General features: G+C 62.4%; 21 protein-coding genes and 1 tRNA gene. 12 read left to right on the forward strand and 10 right to left on the reverse strand.

The window, feature by feature from the left end; translation table 11 throughout:
* The first annotated feature begins 3 nt into the window (after window positions 1-3).
* Genes ACO08C_RS12565 through ACO08C_RS12580 form a run of 4 tightly spaced genes read left to right on the forward strand, consistent with a single transcriptional unit; the run spans window position 4 to window position 2,132 of the window.
* A complete protein-coding gene (locus tag ACO08C_RS12565; protein ID WP_421786052.1) occupies window positions 4-522 on the forward strand; it encodes a hypothetical protein in 519 nt (172 codons plus the stop codon).
* 43 nt (window positions 523-565) lie between these two features.
* The gene (locus ACO08C_RS12570) at window positions 566-1,198 is read left to right on the forward strand and encodes an RNA polymerase sigma factor (protein WP_421786054.1); all 633 of its coding nucleotides are present in this window, start codon (window positions 566-568) and stop codon (window positions 1,196-1,198) included.
* A 5-nt stretch (window positions 1,199-1,203) separates the two neighbouring features.
* Window positions 1,204-1,611: a hypothetical protein gene (locus ACO08C_RS12575; RefSeq protein WP_421786055.1), complete on the forward strand. Its 408-nt coding sequence runs from the start codon at window positions 1,204-1,206 to the stop codon at window positions 1,609-1,611.
* On the forward strand, window positions 1,608-2,132 hold the full coding sequence (locus ACO08C_RS12580; protein WP_421786057.1) for a periplasmic heavy metal sensor: 525 nt from the start codon (window positions 1,608-1,610) through the stop codon (window positions 2,130-2,132). Before ACO08C_RS12575 ends, ACO08C_RS12580 begins: the two co-directional genes overlap by 4 nt.
* Here ACO08C_RS12580 and ACO08C_RS12585 read toward each other — a convergent pair whose 3' ends face one another.
* Genes ACO08C_RS12585 through ACO08C_RS12595 form a run of 3 tightly spaced genes read right to left on the reverse strand, consistent with a single transcriptional unit; the run spans window position 2,133 to window position 5,878 of the window.
* Window positions 2,133-4,706 carry a PAS domain-containing sensor histidine kinase gene (locus ACO08C_RS12585; protein WP_421786059.1) on the reverse strand — a complete coding sequence of 858 codons (2,574 nt, stop codon included), beginning with the start codon at window positions 4,704-4,706 and terminating at the stop codon, window positions 2,133-2,135.
* Window positions 4,707-4,762: 56 nt separating this feature from the next.
* Window positions 4,763-5,272, reverse strand: a complete 510-nt coding sequence (locus ACO08C_RS12590; protein ID WP_421786060.1) for a response regulator — start codon at window positions 5,270-5,272, stop codon at window positions 4,763-4,765.
* 57 nt (window positions 5,273-5,329) lie between these two features.
* Window positions 5,330-5,878, reverse strand: a complete 549-nt coding sequence (locus ACO08C_RS12595; RefSeq protein ID WP_421786061.1) for a hypothetical protein — start codon at window positions 5,876-5,878, stop codon at window positions 5,330-5,332.
* Between the two features lie 108 nt (window positions 5,879-5,986).
* Between ACO08C_RS12595 and dusA the strand changes: the two genes are divergently transcribed.
* Both dusA and ACO08C_RS12605 read left to right on the forward strand, forming a co-directional pair.
* On the forward strand, window positions 5,987-6,982 hold the full coding sequence (gene dusA / locus ACO08C_RS12600; RefSeq protein WP_421786062.1) for a tRNA dihydrouridine(20/20a) synthase DusA: 996 nt from the start codon (window positions 5,987-5,989) through the stop codon (window positions 6,980-6,982).
* Complete coding sequence (locus ACO08C_RS12605) at window positions 6,979-7,797, forward strand: sulfite exporter TauE/SafE family protein (protein WP_421786063.1); 819 nt, start codon at window positions 6,979-6,981, stop codon at window positions 7,795-7,797. The genes dusA and ACO08C_RS12605 overlap by 4 nt, the downstream gene beginning before the upstream one ends.
* Here ACO08C_RS12605 and ACO08C_RS12610 read toward each other — a convergent pair.
* Window positions 7,766-7,975 (reverse strand): DUF1289 domain-containing protein, encoded by a 210-nt coding sequence (locus ACO08C_RS12610; protein ID WP_421786065.1) that lies wholly within the window; start codon window positions 7,973-7,975, stop codon window positions 7,766-7,768. The genes ACO08C_RS12605 and ACO08C_RS12610 overlap by 32 nt on opposite strands.
* Window positions 7,976-8,068: 93 nt before the next feature.
* Here ACO08C_RS12610 and ACO08C_RS12615 point away from each other — a divergent pair, with 93 nt between their 5' ends.
* Complete coding sequence (locus ACO08C_RS12615) at window positions 8,069-9,349, forward strand: NupC/NupG family nucleoside CNT transporter (protein WP_421788722.1); 1,281 nt, start codon at window positions 8,069-8,071, stop codon at window positions 9,347-9,349.
* Here the strand turns inward: ACO08C_RS12615 and ACO08C_RS12620 are convergent.
* Entirely contained in the window at window positions 9,346-10,068 is a 723-nt protein-coding gene (locus tag ACO08C_RS12620) for an acyltransferase (RefSeq protein ID WP_421786066.1), read from the reverse strand. The two genes, ACO08C_RS12615 and ACO08C_RS12620, sit on opposite strands and share 4 nt — an antisense overlap.
* A gap of 28 nt (window positions 10,069-10,096) precedes the next feature.
* Here ACO08C_RS12620 and ACO08C_RS12625 point away from each other — a divergent pair, with 28 nt between their 5' ends.
* The 3 genes from ACO08C_RS12625 to ACO08C_RS12635 all read left to right on the forward strand — a co-directional run bounded on the left by ACO08C_RS12625 (window position 10,097) and on the right by ACO08C_RS12635 (window position 12,101).
* Window positions 10,097-10,342, forward strand: coding sequence for a DUF3253 domain-containing protein (locus ACO08C_RS12625; protein ID WP_421786067.1), 246 nt, complete (start codon window positions 10,097-10,099; stop codon window positions 10,340-10,342).
* On the forward strand, window positions 10,339-10,920 hold the full coding sequence (locus ACO08C_RS12630) for a uracil-DNA glycosylase family protein (protein WP_421786069.1): 582 nt from the start codon (window positions 10,339-10,341) through the stop codon (window positions 10,918-10,920). The genes ACO08C_RS12625 and ACO08C_RS12630 overlap by 4 nt, the downstream gene beginning before the upstream one ends.
* Before the next feature lie 113 nt (window positions 10,921-11,033).
* A complete protein-coding gene (locus tag ACO08C_RS12635) occupies window positions 11,034-12,101 on the forward strand; it encodes a Glu/Leu/Phe/Val family dehydrogenase (RefSeq protein ID WP_421786071.1) in 1,068 nt (355 codons plus the stop codon).
* Here the strand turns inward: ACO08C_RS12635 and ACO08C_RS12640 are convergent, their stop codons facing one another.
* The 4 genes from ACO08C_RS12640 to ACO08C_RS12655 form a co-directional block, all read right to left on the reverse strand.
* The gene (locus tag ACO08C_RS12640) at window positions 12,102-13,133 is read right to left on the reverse strand and encodes an ABC transporter ATP-binding protein (protein ID WP_421786072.1); all 1,032 of its coding nucleotides are present in this window, start codon (window positions 13,131-13,133) and stop codon (window positions 12,102-12,104) included.
* Window positions 13,130-14,737 (reverse strand): ABC transporter permease, encoded by a 1,608-nt coding sequence (locus ACO08C_RS12645; RefSeq protein WP_421786074.1) that lies wholly within the window; start codon window positions 14,735-14,737, stop codon window positions 13,130-13,132. The genes ACO08C_RS12640 and ACO08C_RS12645 overlap by 4 nt, the downstream gene beginning before the upstream one ends.
* Window positions 14,738-14,743: 6 nt before the next feature.
* On the reverse strand, window positions 14,744-15,763 hold the full coding sequence (locus ACO08C_RS12650) for an extracellular solute-binding protein (RefSeq protein WP_421786076.1): 1,020 nt from the start codon (window positions 15,761-15,763) through the stop codon (window positions 14,744-14,746).
* Between the two features lie 156 nt (window positions 15,764-15,919).
* Window positions 15,920-15,994 (reverse strand) — tRNA-Val (locus ACO08C_RS12655).
* Between the two features lie 252 nt (window positions 15,995-16,246).
* Here ACO08C_RS12655 and ACO08C_RS12660 point away from each other — a divergent pair.
* Window positions 16,247-16,498 (forward strand): phosphoglycolate phosphatase, encoded by a 252-nt coding sequence (locus tag ACO08C_RS12660; protein ID WP_420431668.1) that lies wholly within the window; start codon window positions 16,247-16,249, stop codon window positions 16,496-16,498.
* Here the strand turns inward: ACO08C_RS12660 and ACO08C_RS12665 are convergent.
* Complete coding sequence (locus ACO08C_RS12665) at window positions 16,495-17,175, reverse strand: HAD-IA family hydrolase (protein WP_421786078.1); 681 nt, start codon at window positions 17,173-17,175, stop codon at window positions 16,495-16,497. The genes ACO08C_RS12660 and ACO08C_RS12665 overlap by 4 nt on opposite strands.
* 113 nt (window positions 17,176-17,288) lie before the next feature.
* Between ACO08C_RS12665 and glmU the strand changes: the two genes are divergently transcribed.
* Window positions 17,289-18,632, forward strand: coding sequence for a bifunctional UDP-N-acetylglucosamine diphosphorylase/glucosamine-1-phosphate N-acetyltransferase GlmU (gene glmU / locus ACO08C_RS12670; RefSeq protein WP_421786080.1), 1,344 nt, complete (start codon window positions 17,289-17,291; stop codon window positions 18,630-18,632).

Consider the following 18,632-nt stretch of genomic DNA (forward strand, 5'->3'; position numbering starts at 1 on the left):
AAAATGAAATCCTCCCTCATGCTTGCCGGTTTGGCCGGCTCTCTCGTGTTCGCAGCCGCCGCCGAAGCGCAGCATCGCGGTCATCAGGGACGCGGCGACAATGGTCCGGCGCGCGCCATGATGATGTTGCGGGCGGCCGACGCGAATGCCGATAACCACATCACGCGGACGGAAGTCGAAACGCTTCAGGCCGAAATGTTCGAATGGATGGACCGCAATGGCGACGGCTATCTGTCCAGCGACGACCGGTCGCCGGTTCACCAGCGCCTCGCCGCACTTCGCGAAGCCGAAGGCGGAGAGCTCCACGAGCGACGCCGCGGGCGCCATGGCGCTCATCGCCAAGACCGCGATGCAGACGGCGATGGCAGGATCTCCCGCGCGGAGTTTCTCGGGGGTGAGAACCGGGGCTTTGAACGGCTTGATGCGAACAATGACGACGTGATCACGCCCGATGAACTCGAGGCGGCGGTCGAGACCGCACGCGAACGCCGGGAAGGCCGGCGTTTCTGGTGGCGGGACTAGAACTCGCCGATTAGGGTCGGGGGTGAAAGGATGACGATCGGGCATGCCTTCGAGTTCGCTTTCCGGAGCCGGACCGGATCAGTCTCCGGGTGAGGCCGATGCGGCGCTGATGCGCCGCATCGCGTCCGGAGACCGGGACGCGGCCCGCGAGTTGATGGACCGCGCCCTGCCGCTCATGCTGGCGATTGGACGGCGCATGCTCCGCGACCCGGTGGAGGCAGAGGATGTCGCGCAAGACGCTTTCATCCGGGCGTGGAATGCGGCGGGCCGCTGGCAGGCCGGCGATGCACGGGTCGAGAGTTGGATGGGCCGGATCGCGACCAATCTTTGTCTCGACCGGCTGCGCAAAAAGCGGGAGCTGGCGATGGATACGCCGCCGGATACTGATGATGGCCGCGTGGCAGCAGACGACGGGCTCATTGCCACGCAAGCCCGTCAGAGGGTCATCTCAGCGGTCGCCGCCTTGCCGGCGCGGCAACGCGCGGCGCTGGAGATGTGTCACTTCCAGGGCTTTTCGAATATCGAGGCGGCCGAGAAATTGGACATCAGTGTCGACGCCCTGGAATCGCTTTTGGCGCGTGGGCGGCGGAAACTCAAAGTTCTATTATCGCCGCAGCGGGAAGAACTCGTCGCGAGCCTGGCGCGGGAATCGACCCAGGCATCGGAGGTGTTGTGATGGATATGAATCGGTTTGCAGATCTCGCCGATGCCTATGGCGGCGAAATCGACCGTTGGCCGGAAGACGAGCGTGCTGCCGCGCGGCTTTTGCTCGCCGAATCCGGCGATGCACGGGCCATGCTGGCCGACGCGCAACAATTGGACGGCCTCCTGTCGGATTCCGGTGAGGTCGCTCCGAGCGAGCTTCTTGTCCGGAGAATTTTGAAATCGGCGCCCGCGCGGCCATTCGAGGCGGACTGGCGGCGACCCGCGGTTGCAGCGGCGGCCGCGCTGATTATCGGCGTTATCGGCGGGTTCACCAGCGGGCTCGTGTTGCCCGTCGGTGAAGAGCCTTACTATGGGGCTGAATATGCCGACGCGTTCGACGGTCTGGCCGAGGACTGGGCTGCTTGGGACTGGGGTGACGCATGAACCGGGCTCTTCCCTGGATTGTTGCGCTGTTGATCTCGCTGACCGCGAACGGCGTCATGACGGGTATCGTCCTGCATCGGGTGGTTGGGAGCCCGCATGTTTCCGATGTCGTACCGCATGGCGGTGAACGCCTGCATCCCGGTCCGCCGGAACCGGGGCGTGCCGGCGGGTTCAATGTGCGCGCTTTTCTTCGAAGCCTTCCGGAGGCACAGCGGGCCCAGGCCCGCCAACGATTTGCCGCCGAACGCGAGCGGTTCCGCGACCTGATGGTCGACGTCCGGGATGCACAACGAAATGCAGAAGCGGCGATGCTCGCCGATCCCTATGATCCCGAAGCTGCGGCGGGTGCGCTGGATACCTTGCGGTCCCGACGTTTTGCGATCGAGGCGGCGATGGAAGACATCATTCTTGAACTGGTCGCCGATCTGCCGCCAGAACAGCGTATGGCAGCGCTGGCGGCCGGGCGCCGCCCGCCGGGCGGAATGCGGCATCGTCCGCCGCCACCTCGCGACCGTTTCTGATCAGGCCGCGTCACTTGCAACGCGGCGGCGTTCGGGCTCAAGGTCTTCCGCCTGGACGTTTTCGTCGCCGCCGTTGAAGGGGATGGTCAAGGTTACGGTGGTGCCCTTGCCGAGCTCGCTTTCGATTGCAATCTGGCCGCCATGCATCTCGACCAGCGATTTCGACAGCGCCAGGCCCAGCCCGGTGCCCTGATGGCTTTTGGAGTGCTGGCTTTCGATCTGCTCGAACGGGCGGCCCAGCCGTGGCAAATCTTCTTTCGGAATGCCGATGCCGGTATCGCGTACCTGCAACGCCACCCGATCGTCGATGGCGAAGCTGCGGATGCTGACCCGGCCTTCCTCGGGCGTAAATTTCACGGCGTTTGACAACAGATTCAGGATGACCTGTTTGAGCGCCCGCGGATCGGCGTTGAGGTCGGCAAGGTTGTCGTCGAGATCCGACACCAAGCGGATCGACTTTTCTTCCGCCCGCGCTTTGACCAGCCGCAGGCTTTGCTCGGCGATATCGGCCAGGCTGACCGGCTCTTTTTGCAGCTTCATCTTGCCGGCCTCGATTTTCGACATGTCGAGAATATCGTTGATCAGCGACAGGAGGTGTTGTCCCGAAGTGTGAATGTCTTTGACGTAATCGACATAGCGATTGTCGCCGAGTGGCCCGAACATCTCGCGCAACATGATCTCGGAGAAGCCGTTCACTGCGTTCAACGGCGTACGCAGCTCGTGACTCATATTGGCCAGGAATTCGCTCTTGGAGCGGTTGGCTTCTTCGGCGCGGATCTTCTCTTTCTCGTATTTGTTGGCCAGCTCGGCGATTCGTTGCTGATTGCGCCGGACATCCTCAACCGTATTGCGGAGGCGCTGTTCGGATTCCTTGAGCGCCTTTTCCTGGTTCTTGAGGTCCGTGATGTCGGCGCCGACGCTGACCAGGCCACCATCGCTGGTGCTGCGTTCGGAATAGTGCAGCCAACGCCCGTCCTTCAGCTCCATCTCGAACGCCTCGCCGGAGCCGGTGCCCTCCTGGACTTTGCGGATGGCGCGTGCGGCGCCGGTCTCAACCTCGGCATAGGTCATGCCGGGCTTGAGTGCGGTCTCGGTAAAATGGAAGAAATCGCGGAACTTGCGGTTCCACATGACGAGGCACCGGCGACGGTCCCAAAGCACGAAGGATTCCGACATGGATTCCAGGGCGGCCCGCAGCCGGTTTTCCGCGGCGGCAACCCGCGCCTGGGCGCCTTTCCGCTCGGTGATGTCGATCGCCACACCGACCAGCCGGTCCGTCAAACCGTCCTGGATGTCGCCCCACGGCCGGCCTCGCAGGTGAAGCCAGACCGGTACACCGCTGGCCTGCACTTCGACATCGACATCGCCGGCCCGGACGGAACCGCGCACTGCGGCGGAAATCCGTTCGCGGTCGCGCTGACTGAAAAGGGACAGAAATTCTGCTCCCGACAGCATCTGAGCATCGTCGCGGCCGAGAATGCGGGCGAAGGAATCGGTGAGGTAAACGGTGTCCTTTTTGCGATCCCAGTCCCACACCCCGCAGCGCGCGCCCTCAATGGCGAGCCGAAACCGCTTTTCGCTATCGCCCAAGGCTATGCGGGCCGATTTCAGGCTGCTCATCTGGGTTGATAAAGCCGCCGACAATCCGATGGCGAAAATCACCGGTGCAACAAACAGCAGGCCGTAGAGGATGCGGGTCCGCATCCAGGCGCCCTGATTTATATTAGGCGTGCCGATAACCACAACATTCAAGCCCTCGAAGGGTGTCGGGGCCGCGGCGATCACCATTTCCTGCTCACCGATCCGCACGCCGGTCATCGCTTCGCCCGACGCCGCCAACTGGCGGACGGTCTGAGGCGGCAAGCCGAAACGGGTGGTCAGGGATTCGGAGAACAATCCGCCTGTCCGCGGCGGTTGCATGGCCAGCGGGCGGGCGTCCGCATCGACAAGGATTGCGACATATTCCGCGCCATAAGTGGGCAATAGCGCGTCGGGCGAGAGCTGCAACAAAACAGCTCCGACCTCACCCGTCTGCATGGCGATCGGCACGGCCATGACAATCCGCGGCGGTCCTTCCGGAGACGTCGGCCAGGTTGCCAGTCCGTTGGGCGAACTCAACGCTGTCCGCGCCAGAGGCTCCAGAGCGGGCGGCATATCGGCGCCGGGCGCAAGATATTCGATCGCCTCGACCGCCGTCAGCGCCCGTATGGGCGCGAGCCTCTGGTCCAGAACTTCCGGCAATTCTTCCGCGGGCAGCGCGTCGATGTCGGACAAGGCCACATTGAGCGCCGTGACCGCCTCCTGAAGGGTGCGGGTTGCCGCTTCCGACAGGAAGACCGCCTCCCGCGAGTGCGTCGTCTGCGCTTCCAGTCGGCCGGAGACGCTTTCCTGATAGAGTTTGAAGCCAATGACGCCGCCGAACATGGCCGTGAACAGGATCACCGCGAGTACGATCCAAACCACGCCGCGGGCATCCCCCGCCGACGCCGCGCGTTTGAGCTCGGCGTCCTGTCTCGACTCCGGCCTTTTCGGGCGGGACGAGGGATTGGAGGGATAGGACGGCGAACGAATCATTCCTCCCAGATTAGAGAGGTTCCGCAGGGCCTGTCGACCTGAATTGACGAGAAGTTTTAAGCGACGTTGGGCTGCGCCTGATCATCCGAGCGGCGTTCCGGACCTTTGTACTTGTCCGGATCGTGACGACGCCTGTCCGGTCCGAAAAAGATGCTGGTCCGAACGAAAGGGCGGGCACGGTCGACGACCGCGCGGATCTTTCGGAACAAGTCTGTGGCGGTCACCGGCTTCGCGCAAAACTCTGTCGCTCCCTGATCGCGCGCCTGCATGACACGCGATTTTTCACTGTATGCGGACAGCATGATGATCGGAATGTAGGGGTTCTCCATACGCTGTTCGTCACGCATGTACTTGATCAGTTCCAGCCCGTCCATGCCGTCCATCTGGTAGTCGAGAATGGCTATATCGATGGTTTCATGGCGCAGGGTTTCAAGAGCATCCGGGCCGGACACGGCATCGTAGATTTTGACAACGCCGAAGCCGTTGAGAATCGTGCGGACGATTTTCAACATGTGGACATTGTCATCGACCACGAGGAAGGAGAGCTTGCTCAGGTCCGCCGGCATCTGTCATCCTCACGTTAAAACCAAAGCTCAAATAAGCCCGAAAGCGTTAGGGCCCGGTTAAGCGGCGCGGGACGTCCCGGCCGGGCTTTCCGATGGCCGCGAGCGGATTTTTTTGACAGTGGACTTGGCGAAAGCCACCATTTTCCTCACGTCTTCGGGCAGGTCCTCGGCCCGCTCCACTTGCTTCGCCAATGTCTCCGCGAGCTTCATCAAGGACGGTGCGGCGGCGATCAATCGCGCCTGAAACTCGACAGTTTGCGGATCGCGGTCATATTCGGCGCCCGGGACCCGCCAGCCGCCCCAGTCCTGCTGGTCCGTGACAACAACCGGAAACGTTCCCGGGAAGGGGTGATGGGCGCATTCATCCGGCGACTGCCATTTGTTTTTCGCCCGCATTAACCGCCAGCTGCCGATCTCGACATCGTCCTTCTGCTCCTCGCAGAGCTCGTCAGCGGTGAAGTCGCGCCCGAGGCCGCAATCGTATGAAATCCGGACCGGCTCCTCGACGCCTTTAACCCAGTGCGGTTTGACCTGTTCGATCAGCGCCCAGGTTCCGACAGGGCGCACAAAGACTCGTTGATGCTTGTGAAAGTCGGCCTTCGCCATGAGGGACTCTCCCTTTTGCTGTGTGTTCCATAGCAAGGGGGGCTTAGAGCCTGGTTAAGCGAATTTACCGGTTTGTTGTTATCGGTTTGAAGCGCTATGTGAGCCGCGATGAATAACCGCAAAGACCCCGATCGCCGCTTTTGCGTGGCGCCCATGATGGATTGGACCGACCGGCATTGCCGGGCATTCCATCGTGTGCTGACGCGGCATGCGCTGCTTTTTACCGAGATGGCAACGAGCGCGGCGATTGTTCATGGCGATGTCGAACGATTGATCGGTTTCAGCGAGGCCGAACAGCCGGTGGCACTGCAACTGGGCGGATCGGAGCCGGCCGAGCTGGCGCGCGCCGCAAAGATCGGTGCCGAACTGGGCTATTGCGAGATCAATTTGAATGCCGGTTGCCCGTCCGACCGGGTGCAATCGGGCCGTTTCGGCGCTTGTTTGATGCGCGAGCCGGAACTTGTCGCCGACTGCCTGCAAGCCATGCAAGAGGCGGTCGAAATTCCGGTCACGCTGAAATGCCGCATCGGTGTCGATGATCAGGATCCGCAGATTGCCCTTCCGGCGATGCTCGCGGCGGTCCAAAAGCGCGGCATCCGGACAGTCATTATCCATGCGCGAAAGGCATGGCTGAAGGGGTTGAGCCCCAAAGAAAACCGGACGGTACCGCCGCTCAACTACCCGCTGGTCCGGCAGATGAAGACCGACTTTCCGGAAATGGAACTGATCCTAAACGGCGGGCTGGAAACGCTGGAACAGGGGATTGCCGAACAAGGACAGCTCGACGGTTTGATGTTCGGTCGCGCCGCTTATCATACCCCGTGGATGCTGGCGTCAGTCGACAGTCTTTTCTTTTCCGGGTCTGACCCGGCTTCAAGCCCGGAGGACGCGATCGCGGCTTATCGCCCCTATATCGCGCAGCAATTGGCCAAGGGTGTGCGGCTACATTCGGTCACCCGGCACATGCTGGGATTGTTCCACGGGCGGCGCGGCGCGCGGCAATGGCGCCGAATCCTGTCGGAACATGCCGTCAAGGATGGAGCTGGTCTCGACGTGCTGGATGCCGCACTGGCCGCGACTCGCCCCGAAACGATCGACGCATGACCGCGGAACTGGCGGGGCTGGCCATCGCGCTCGTCGCGACGGGGCTGTTTGCAGGGCTGATCGCCGGCCTGTTCGGCATCGGCGGCGGCGTCGTGATGGTTCCGGCGTTTTATTTTGTGCTCGGCGTGCTCGGTTATGACGATGCGGTCCGCATGCACATGGCGGTCGGCACGTCACTGGCGGTGATCGTCGCGACATCGCTTCGCTCGGTGGCGGCACATGCTAAGCATGGCGCTGTCGATTTCGCGATCCTGCGACGCTGGACCCCCTGGATCGTCGCCGGTGCGCTGGTCGGCGGTTTTGTGGCCGACCTCATCCCCGGTCGCGGGCTGACGGGCCTGTTCGGCGTCGTGGCGCTGTTATTGTCGCTTCAGTTTTTCTTCGGCCGGCCCGATTGGCGGCTGGCCGAGACCATGCCGGGCGGCGCGTTGCGTGCCGGCCTCGGATCGCTGATCGGCCTGTTGTCCTCGCTGCTTGGAATCGGTGGCGGCGTATTTGGCGTCACGCTGATGACCTTGTGCGGCAAATCGATCCGCCAGGCAGTGGCGACGGCTGCAGGTTTCGGGGTCGCGATCGGCGTGCCGGGGGCGTTGGGGTTCATCGTTTGGGGTTGGGACGAGCCGGGCCGCACACCGACCGCGCTGGGCTATGTCGACGGGCTCGGCTTTCTGATTCTCGCTGCATCGGCCTTCTTTGTGGCGCCGCTTGGCGCAAAGCTCGCGCACACACTGCCGGAACGCCTGTTGCGGCGCTTGTTTGCGCTCGGTCTTGTCCTGACCGCTGTCAGCCTGTTGCGGGAGGCTTGGGCGGGTTAGTTTTAGCGTCCCGGTAGGTTTTTTCGCGTTCGGGCAGGGCTTTCGCGATGGCCGCCCGGTCCTCGTCCGAATAGCGTGTCCAGTGCGCCAATTCCTCGAGCGAGCGGAAACAGCCGACGCATAGCCCCGCCTTGGGATCGACGAAGCAGACTTTGACGCAGGGGCTCCAGATACTCATGGCCTCTTCTCTAATGTGTTGTTGCGTGTGCGCAAGCATTGCCCCCGGGCGGGACAGGCGATTAGGGTGCCGCGCCACCGCGTCGGGGGATTTATGGAAGATTTCGGCCTGCAGTTCCGCAGCTTTTTTGGCCTGTTTGCATTTATCGGCATCGCCTGGCTGCTCGGCCCGCGACGCCGCTTGCCGGTGATTCTGATCGGCGGAGCGCTGGTCCTGCAGTTTCTGATCGCTGTGGCGTTGTATTCCTTCTCGCCGACCCGCGCCTTTTTGCAATCGCTGACCGGCTTGGTTGAGGCCCTGCAGGCGGCAACCACAGAAGGCGCGAGTTTCGTGTTTGGCTATATCGGTGGCGGCACCCCGCCCTTTGTCGTTGACGAAGACAATGCCGGCGGGCTGTTCATTTTCGCATTCCAGGCCTTGCCGATGGTGATCGTCCTGTCCGCCATTTCGGCCGTACTGTGGCGCTGGCGGATCCTTGAATTCGTGGTCCGCGGCTTTGCCTGGGCGTTCCGCAAGACCCTGAATTTGTCAGGCGCGGCTAGCCTGGGCGCGGCGGCGAATATTTTCCTCGGCATGACGGAATCGCCGGTGCTGATCCGGCCACGCCTACCGCAGATCAGCCGCAGCGATCTGTTCCTGATCATGACGGTCGGCTTCTCGACGGTCGCGGGATCGGTGATGGCAATCTACGTCGCGCAACTCAGCTCGATCATTGATGGCGCGGCGGGCCACATCCTGACGGCGTCCCTGATCTCGATCCCGGCCGCCGTGTTGCTGGCTAGGCTGATGTATCCGCCGGAAGCCGATGCAGCGGAAGACAGGTCGACCGAGAAGATTCCGACAACCGTCTATCACTCGTCCATGGATGCGCTGACGACCGGCGTGACCGATGGCGTGAGGCTGTACATCAACATCATCGCCATGCTGCTCGTGTTCACCGCCATTGTCGCGCTGATCAATCTGACGCTCGGGCTGGCGCCGGATTTCGGCGGCGCTCCGCTTTCCGTCGAGCGTGTGCTGGGCTGGTTGTTTGCCCCCATTGTCTGGCTGGCCGGCGTGCCCTGGTCTGAAGCCACGAATGCCGGCTCGATCATGGGGCTGAAAACCGCGCTGAACGAGATTTACGCCTATGACCGGTTGGCGCAGATTGGTGACGAGCTGTCGCCGCGGACGAATCTCATTTTGACCTATGCCGCCTGCGGATTCGCGAATTTTTCGAGCGTCGGCATTCTCATCGGGGGAATGATCGCCATCGCGCCCAGCCGGCGGGAAGATATCCTGCATCTGGCGCCGCGGGCCTTGATATCGGGTACACTCGCGACCCTGATGACGGGCGCGGTGATTGGCGCCCTGCCGCAGAGCCTGTTCGGCTAGTCGCCGCGGCGCGGAAAAAGGCGGCTGCGCAACCAGCCCAAGGTCGAGTTTCCTGACAGTTCGCGGCGGTAGGCATCATCCATAAAGCGTGAGATGCCGTGGATTTCCCCGACCATTTCGAGTCGCGTTCGCATCGCTGCGCCGGGATCGAGGCGTTTTACAATGCGCGCCGGGGCTCCGGCAACAACCGCATAGGCCGGGACATCTTTGGTCACCACAGCGCGTGCGCCGACGACAGCGTGATCGCCGATGGTCACGCCCTTGCCGATGAAAGCGCCGTCGCCAATCCAGACATTGTCGCCGAGCCTGACCGGACGGCCTTCCGGCGCGGGATCGACGCGGTCATAAAGGCCGTGCCAGTCGCTGTCGGTGATCGTGCTGTTGGCGGCAAACAGGCAGGCGTGTCCGATCTCGATCGACCGGGTCGCAAGGATCCGCGTGCCCGGTGCGATAAACACAGCATCGCCAATTGAGATCCGGCCGGCCTGACCGGCGGGAGACCAGACCGTGAGCCGCACTTTCGCATCGCGCGTCGCTACGATGTTCAGTGTCGTGCCGGCCTCGATGTTCGGACCGAACAGCTCAATATACCAGGGCTGGGTGAGCTTTGATGCCGGACCGAGCCGGTCGAAATGCGGGTGCAGGAAGTGCCGGGCCCAGGCATTCTCGTACCGCTCCCAGACCGCATGCATCCAATAGGGGCGGTGATCTCTTCGCATCGGTCCGTCCAGGCGCTAGGCTGATCGCATGAATGACGACACTGTCGATGCCGCCATCCTCCGTCTCGCAGAGGCGAGGGGCCCGGGCAAGTCCATCTGTCCCAGCGAAGCGGCGCGCGAGCTGGATCCCGAGAACTGGCGGAGCCGGCTAAGCGCCGTACGCGAGGGTGCCGTGCGGCTGGCGCTTGGCGGCCGTGTGGACATTCTGCGCAAGGGCAAGGCGGTCGATCCTACAGACTTCAAGGGCGTTTACCGGATCGCCATCCGGGCATGAGCGATATCAACGGTCTTCTGACCGAGATTCGCGCATGCCGCGCCTGCGAAGGCGAGATCCCCGAGCCGCGTCCGGTTGTTCAGGCGTCGTCCCGCGCGCGGGTGCGGATCGTCGGCCAGGCACCGGGCACGCGCGTGCATGCGTCAGGACGGCCCTTCACCGATCCGTCGGGCGACCGGTTGCGCGATTGGCTGGGGATCGGAGAAGACCGGTTTTACGACGCGGATTTTCTGGCGATCACGCCAATGGGATTCTGCTTCCCCGGTCTTGATGCCAAAGGTGGCGACAAGCCGCCAAGACCCCGCTGTGCGCGGCTTTGGCAATCGCATCTCGATGCCTTCTTGCCGAGTGTCGAAATGACGTTCCTAATCGGTGGATACGCCCAGAAGTATTTTCTGAAGAGCCGCTACAAGGGCAATGTGACCGAGACCGTCGCGGCATGGCGCGAGTTTGCGCCTGCAATCATTCCGCTGCCACACCCTTCCTGGCGCAATAATGCCTGGATCAAGCGTCATCCTTGGTTCGAAAACGAGCTCATCCCGATGGTGCAGCGCAATATGAAATTGCTTGCCGAATAGCGGTGCGCAGAGCTTGTCGCGGTTGGCGTCAGGGGCTATCCCCACGCCGCCGCTCGCTTCGACCCGACAGCAGGCGCGCCGCTCCGGCGGCATGCCAGGAAACGGAATAATCCATGAGTGTTTTTGAGCACCCGTCGTTCGACAATCACGAAAAAGTTCTGTTCGCAACCGATGAGAAAACCGGCCTGAAGGCCATCATCGGCGTTCATTCGACTGCGCGAGGCCCGGCCTGCGGCGGTTGCCGTTTCTGGACCTATGACAGCTCGGCGGACGCGCTCGACGATGTGCTGCGGCTCTCGCAGGGCATGAGCTACAAGAATGTGATGGCAGACCTTCCGATTGGCGGCGGCAAGAGCGTCATCATGAAACCGCAAGGCGCGTTCGATCGCGACGCCCTGTTCCAGGCCTTTGGCCGGGCGGTGGATGCGCTGAATGGCAATTACATCACGGCGGAAGATGTCGGCGTGAGCCCGGACGACATGATGAGCGTGCACAAGACGACCAAGCACGTCACGGGTCTGCCGGAAGGCAAGGCGGCTTCTGGCGATCCGTCGCCTGTGACCGCTGAAGGTGTGTTCCGCGGCATTCGCGCCTGCGTGAAGCGCGCGACCGGATCCGAAGATATGAAGGGTATCCGGGTCGCCGTTCAGGGCGCCGCCGGTCATGTCGGTTCCTATCTCTGCGGGCACCTGGCGAAAGCTGGCGCCGAGCTCATTGTCGCCGACATGAATACGGATGCCCTGCAAAAACATGTGAACGACTTCGGGGCGACGATTGTCGACAAGGACGACATCTACGATCAGGACGCTGATGTGTTCGCACCTTGCGCATTGGGATCGGTCATCAACATGAACACAATTGACCGCTTGAAGGTGCGGATGGTGGCGGGAGCGGCCAACAACCAGCTCGCCACGCGTGAAATGGGAGCCGAGCTGCAGAAGCGCGGCATCCTCTATGCACCGGATTATGTGATCAACGCTGGCGGTATCATCAATGTCACGGGTGAAATCCGCGGCGATTACGATCCGGAGTGGGTCAAGCAGAAGCTGGTCGGCCTTGAAGCCACGCTCGGCGAGATTCTGGACCGTGCCGAAAGCGAAGGCCGGCCCTCCAATGTTGTCGCTGACGAGATGGCGCGGGCGCGCATCGAAGACGCGTCCGCAAAGGCGAATGCCGCCTAGCTAGACGGGCAGGACCGTCACTTTTTCCCGATCAAGGGCGAGGCGCATTGTCTCGCCCTTTTTGGCAGCCGCCGACAGGGGCAGGTCGCATTGCCAGAAGGACGCGTCGGGCGCCGCGACGATGGCCTTAAGCCGTCCCTGGCGCACAACCAGATCGTCTATCCGGCACGTAACGCCCTCGTCGCTGGGAGCGATGGCTTCGGGCCGCACCAGCACCTGTACCACCAAGCCGTCTTTCACATCCGGCACCGCTAACGGTCCAAAGGGCGAGCGGATGCTGCCTTGCTCGACCTTTGCCGGAAAGGCATTGAGATCGCCCAGAAGGCGGGCGCAGGTGAGCGTGGCCGGCTTGAGGTAGACATCGACCGGCGCACCGGTCTGGGCAATACGACCGTTTTCCATCAAGGCCAGCTCGTCGGCCGTCTCGAACGCCTCGTCGGCGTCATGCGTGACGATCAGGGCTGCCGCACCGGACTCGCGGATGGCGTTCATCGTTTGCTGGCGCAGCTCCGAGCGCAGGCGACGATCAAGGCTCGAGAACGGCTCGTCGAGGAGCATAATGTCAGGCTTCGGGGCAAGCGCCCGCGCCAACGCAACACGTTGCTGTTCGCCGCCGGACAGCTCGTGCGGATAGTTGCCGGCAAGCGCCTCGATCTCGACGCGGCCGAGCAATTCCGCGATGCGCGCTGCCTTGTCTTCGCGGGACCATGAACGCAAGCCGAAGCCGATATTTTCGCTGACCGTCATGTGCGGGAACAGCGCGTAATCCTGGAAGACGAAGCCGACACCGCGTTTTTGTGCATCCACAAAGGTGCCGCCGTCGTCCCAAGCGGTGCCGCTACTCACGATCCGTCCGCCATCAAGACGTTCGAGGCCCGCAATCGCACGCAGCAAGGTCGATTTGCCGGCGCCGGAAGGCCCCAGCAAGGCTGTGACCCGGCCGCGTGCCAGTTCGAGATCGACCCCGGTCAGAATCGGCTGGCCGCCCAGCGCCTTGCGCGCGCCGCTTATGTGCAGCACAGGAGCGCTCATCGCGGCTTGTCCCAGGTTAGCGTCCGGGCGGCGAGGATCATGGCCGGTATACAGGCCAGAACAATGACCAGTGAGGGCAGGGCGGCCTGGCCGAGTCGCTCGTCCGCGGCGTAATTGTACGCGATCACCGCGAGCGTATCGGTATTGAACGGACGCAATATCATGGTGGCCGGCAGCTCTTTCATGACTTCCACGAATACCATCAGGCCCGCGATTCCGATGCCTGTGAATATCAGCGGCCAGTGGACCTCTCGGACAATGCGGCGGCGGCTTGCGCCGAGCGTTTTCGCGGCTTCGTCCAAGCCGGGCCCGACCCGCATCAGCGCCGACTCGCTGGGCGCGATTGCGACAGCGGCAAAGCGTGAGAGATAGGCGAAAACAAGTGCGCCCGCTGTCGCAGAGAGCAGGATCGGAAACGGCCCACCCCAAAGCGTGTCGAGCAGGCTTTGCAATCCGGCAAACAGGACCAGCGCCCCGACCGCCGCGACGGCACCCGGTGCAGCGTAGCCGAGACTGGCCAAGCGGGCGCTAAATCTCCCGAAAGACGAACCGCTGCGGATCGCGTAGGCGGCGCCGAGACCCAGCCCGGCGGCCAGCAAGGCAGTAATTGCAGCGAGGCCGAGCGAATTGATTAGCGCGCCGGAAACACCGCGCGCGACGGGCTCTGTCAGGGCCAGATACAGCAGCCGGCCGAGAGGCAGGACGAGCCCGAGGAGGATCGGGACGGTGCAGATCAGGATCGCCAGGGCTGCCTGCCCACGAGGCAGGTTGTGGCGAACGCTCTTCGCTGCCCGTCCCGCGGTCTGGCCGAACCGGGCGCGGGACCGGTTCTGGCGCTCCAGAGCAAATGCCAGATAGGCAAAGAAGGCAAGCAGCACGGCAAGGCGGGCGGCGTCAGCCACAGATCCCGCACCCGCCCATGCCCGAACCACCCCCACCGTTAGCGTTGGCGCGCCCAAGTGCGCGACAGCGCCGAAATCGGCAATCGACTCCATCGCCACGAGCGCCAGCCCCGCCATGAGCGCTGGGCGGACAAGTGGGAGGGTTACGCGGTGTAGAACCTGCCAACGCGACGCGCCGAGAGTCTGCGCGGCTTGTTGCAGGGCGGGCGGCTGATCGGAGAAGGCTTGGCGTGCGATGAGATAGACGTAGGGATAGAGCACGACGGCAAAGACGAATCCGGCACCCAGAGGGCCACGCACGACCGGAATAAGGTCGCTTAACCAGCCCATGCCGGCCTCGCGCAACGGTGTCTGCAGAGGGCCCGATGCCTGTGTCAGGTCCAGCCAACCATAGGCCGCCACATAGGCCGGTACGGCAAGCGGAAGGGCAAGCGCCCATTCAAACAAGCGCCGGCCGGGAAACTCCAACTTCGCCAGAACCCAGCCTGCTGAAACGCCAATGATGCCGGCCAGCGCCATCGCGGTACCGGTCACGCTCAATGTGTTGACGATGTATCCGGTGAGCCGGCTGGTGGCGAGATGAAGGAGATAATCGCTCCAGGGCGCGCTGGCCGCGATCCAGGCTACGGCCAGAATGGGGCCCGCCGCGATCAGCGCGGCAAGCCCCCCAAACAGCGCAGGTCCGGGCCGGCGGCCGGTCATGCCGGCCTATGGCCAGCCGACGCGGTCGAAGATCCGGCGCGCTGTTTCGGCATTCTCGCCCAATTCGGACATATTCAGAGTGTCGGGCTGGTAGTCCATTAAGACGCGAACCGAGTCGTTATCGAATGGCGCATTCTCAACCGCTGGGAATTCGTTCGTCAGCTCGGCATAGGCGCGTTGACCGGTTTCGCTGAACAGAAAACGAACAAACGCTTCAGCGTTCTCGCGGTTCGGCGCGTTGGCGGCGATACCGGCCCCGGAAATATTGACATGGGTGCCATTATCGCCCGCCGGGAAAATCAAACCGATGTCGTCGGTCAGCTCGACATTCGCCGCGTCGTCAGAGTTGGCAAGCCGCAAATAGTAATAGTGATTGACCACCGCGATGTCGCACTCGCCGGCGCCGATGGCGCGGAGCTGATCGGTGTCGCCGCCCTGCGGTGCGCGGGCGAAATTCGCTACCATGCTGCGGGCCCAGGCTTCCGCGGCTTGTTCGCCATGATGGGCGATGATCGCCGCCAACAGGGACTGGTTATAGGCATTGTCGGATGACCGGATACATATTCGTCCCTGCCAGCGCGGATCGGCGAGGTCGAGATAACTGCCGATCTCGACCGGGTCGATGGTGTCACGATCGTAGGCGATGACGCGGGTGCGTAACGCGAACCCGACCCAGTATCCGTCTGGATCGATGAAGCGCTCGGGAACGCCGGCCGCAATGTCGGAATAATCAATCTGAGCGAACAGGCCGGCTTCCTCTGCCCGGTGGAGGCGGGCCGCATCAACCGTAATGACGACATCGGCAGGGCTACGATCGCCGTCGGTCCGAATACGTTCGATCAGAAGGTCGCCGCCGGCTTCAATAACATTGACCTCAATACCGGTTTCTTCGGTGAAGCGCTGATAAACGAAATTGTCCGAATCATAGTGGCGGGCCGAATAAATCGTCACGCTGTCTTCGCTTGCCGTCGGACTGCAAGCGGCTACGGCCAGCGCAAAAACGCCAGCGAAAATCTTGCGGTGCATGAAGCGCTCCTTGTTTCTGCGCTCTCACTGACATTTTTGCGAATGTTTCGCAAGTAGCTCGTATGCAGACTGCGGCCGAATGCCGCTTCGCTACCGGCAGATTCTGAGGCACTGACGATGCGTGAGCGATCTTTCGGGAGCGATTTCAAGAAGGAATGGTGGGCGATGCTGGGATTGAACCAGCGACCCCTGCCGTGTGAAGGCAGTGCTCTCCCGCTGAGCTAATCGCCCATTCCAGAGCCCGGGCGTATAGATTCCGAGGGTCATGATCGTCAAGCGCTTGGCGCAACGGGATGGCGGGAATCTAAAATTTCGAAAATTTTTTTGGACGACGGCTTGACGCAGCGTCATGAACTCGTCATAGAGCCCGCCAGCCTGTTTGCAGGTGGTGAGGAAATAGGTCGTGGATCGACCAGTTTCCGACTTTCCTAGAGGGGAGCGCACGTAACCCAGGCGGATGGACCGCCGGTTCGGAGTATCGCTATGAGCAATGACCTCTGCACGCCGGAAGGCGCGCGTCGACTGAAGCAACGGATCGAAGCCTACTGGGCCGACCGTGGCTATGATGTGAATATTGAACTTGTTGATGCTGGCTTTATGCCGGCCATGCGGTCCGCACGGACCGATGTCCGCTCGAACATGGTCAATGGTATGCCGCGCCGTCAGAGCGCCGCGAATGATTCGGCACCAAGCCGGACCGCCAATGACCGCCTGCCGGAGCTGCGCTCGGCCTAATAGCGGCCCTGCCAGAGCTCTGCCAGCGTATCGGGCAAGCTTCCGAAATCATCGAGAACCGCATCTGCGCCGAGAGCGTGATGCGGTATCTCGCTGTATCCGTGTGTGAGAATGACACACGGAATGCCGGCTGCCTTGGCGCATGCCGCATCCGTAATGCTGTCACCGATTAGCGCCAGGTTGGGTCCGGCATCGTCCACAGCGCTCCAGAAGTGTGCGGCATCGGGTTTTTTGGCTTCCGTGCGATCGGGCCCGATAATGCGCTCGAATCGATACTTCATATCCAATGCATCGAGCAACGCATCCGCCAAAATGCTCGGTTTGTTCGTGCAGACGGATAATCGGGCGCCCCGCTCTGCCAGTTTGTCCAGAAGTTCGAGACACCCCGGAAAGGGCTGGCTGAGATCGGCGATACCGGCCCGATAGATGTCGATGAAACGGGCGACCTTGCTGTCGATGAGTCCAGATTCGAGATGCCGCTTTTGCGCGGCATAGGCGCGCTCGATCAGCACCCGCGCACCGCGTCCGACCATGGCCCGGACATCCGCGATCGCAACGCCGCCCAGCCCATCCTCGCCGACTACGGCATTCAGGGCACGAACCAAATCGGGCGCGGTGTCGACCAGCGTTCCGTCGAGATCGAATGCGATACCTGCACCCGCGAAACAGTCCGACATCAAAGCTGATCTCCCAACCTGCATTCCCGCCTAAAAGAGCGGTCGCATCCTCGTTTGGGATGGTCTATAGCGCGTTGTCTCAATTGCAATGCGTATCCTGTCAGGAGCCGTTGATGACCCAGTTCCGCGCCGCCGTAATCCTTGCAGCCGGCCTTGGCACGCGGATGAAATCCGAGCTTCCGAAATGCCTGCATCCGGTCGGCGGCCGCCCAATGCTGGAATGGTCGATTGACCTCGCGCGAAACGTCGGCGCAGAGCGGATCGTGACGGTCTACGGTCCAAAATCACAACAGATCGGCGCGTTTGGCGAGCAGAGTGGCACGTTGACGGCACTCCAGGATCCTCCGCTCGGAACCGGTCATGCCGTCCAGTCGGCCCAATCCGCAATGGACGGTTTCGACGGCAATGTGATTGTCCTTTATGGCGATACGCCCCTGATCACGGCGGCGACCGTTGAAAAAGTGTTCACTGCGCTCGAAGCCGGGGCATCGGTTGCGGTTCTGGGTTTCACGCCGGACGATCCGGCCGCTTATGGCCGGCTGATTGTCAAAGACGGCGTGCTGGAACGCATCGTCGAATTCAAGGACGCCAGTGATGAAGAATGCGCCATCGGGTTTGTGAATTCCGGTGTGCTGGCGGCGCCCGCCTCGCTGCTCTTCGAATTGCTCGGCGAGGTCACAAACGACAATGCCAATGGCGAATACTATCTGACGGATGTGGTCGGGCTGGCCCGAAAACGCGGACTGAAAGCCGTCGCCGTGGAAGGCGATGCGGCCGAAGTGCTGGGCGTTAATTCCCGCGGCGATCTCGCCGAAGCCGAGGCGAGTTTCCAAGCGCGGCGGCGAGCGGAATTGATGGCTGACGGCGTCACCATGACAGCGCCCGAGACCGTGTTTTTGGCCCACGACACTGCAATCGAGCGCGACGTGGTGATCGAACCGAATGTCGTGTTCGGGCCGGATGTCAGCGTGAAATCCGGTGCCCGGATTCAGGCCTTCTCACATCTGGAAGGGTGCATTGTGCAAGGTGGTGCGGTCATTGGCCCTTATGCGCGGCTGCGCCCTGGCGCCGATATCGGCGAGAATGCCCGGATCGGGAATTTCGTGGAGGTGAAAAAAGCCGTCTTTGGCGCGGGCGCGAAAGCCAATCATCTGTCCTATATCGGCGATGCCACCGTCGGGGCCAAAGCCAATATCGGCGCGGGAACCATCACCTGCAACTATGATGGATTCGGCAAGCATCAAACCCATATAGGCGAGGGTGCCTTCGTCGGGAGCAACTCGTCGCTCGTCGCGCCAGTGCGTATCGGGAACGGTGCGTACACGGGATCTGGCGGGGTGGTGACAGAGGATGTGCCCGATGATGCGTTGGCCCTGGGGCGGGTCAAGCAGGTCAACAAAGAGGGCTGGGCGGCGCGCTTTCGCGCGGCGATGTCGAAACGCAGATCGGAGAGTTGA

This window comes from Hyphobacterium sp. (genome assembly GCF_965229905.1).
GTDB lineage: Bacteria > Pseudomonadota > Alphaproteobacteria > Caulobacterales > Maricaulaceae > Hyphobacterium.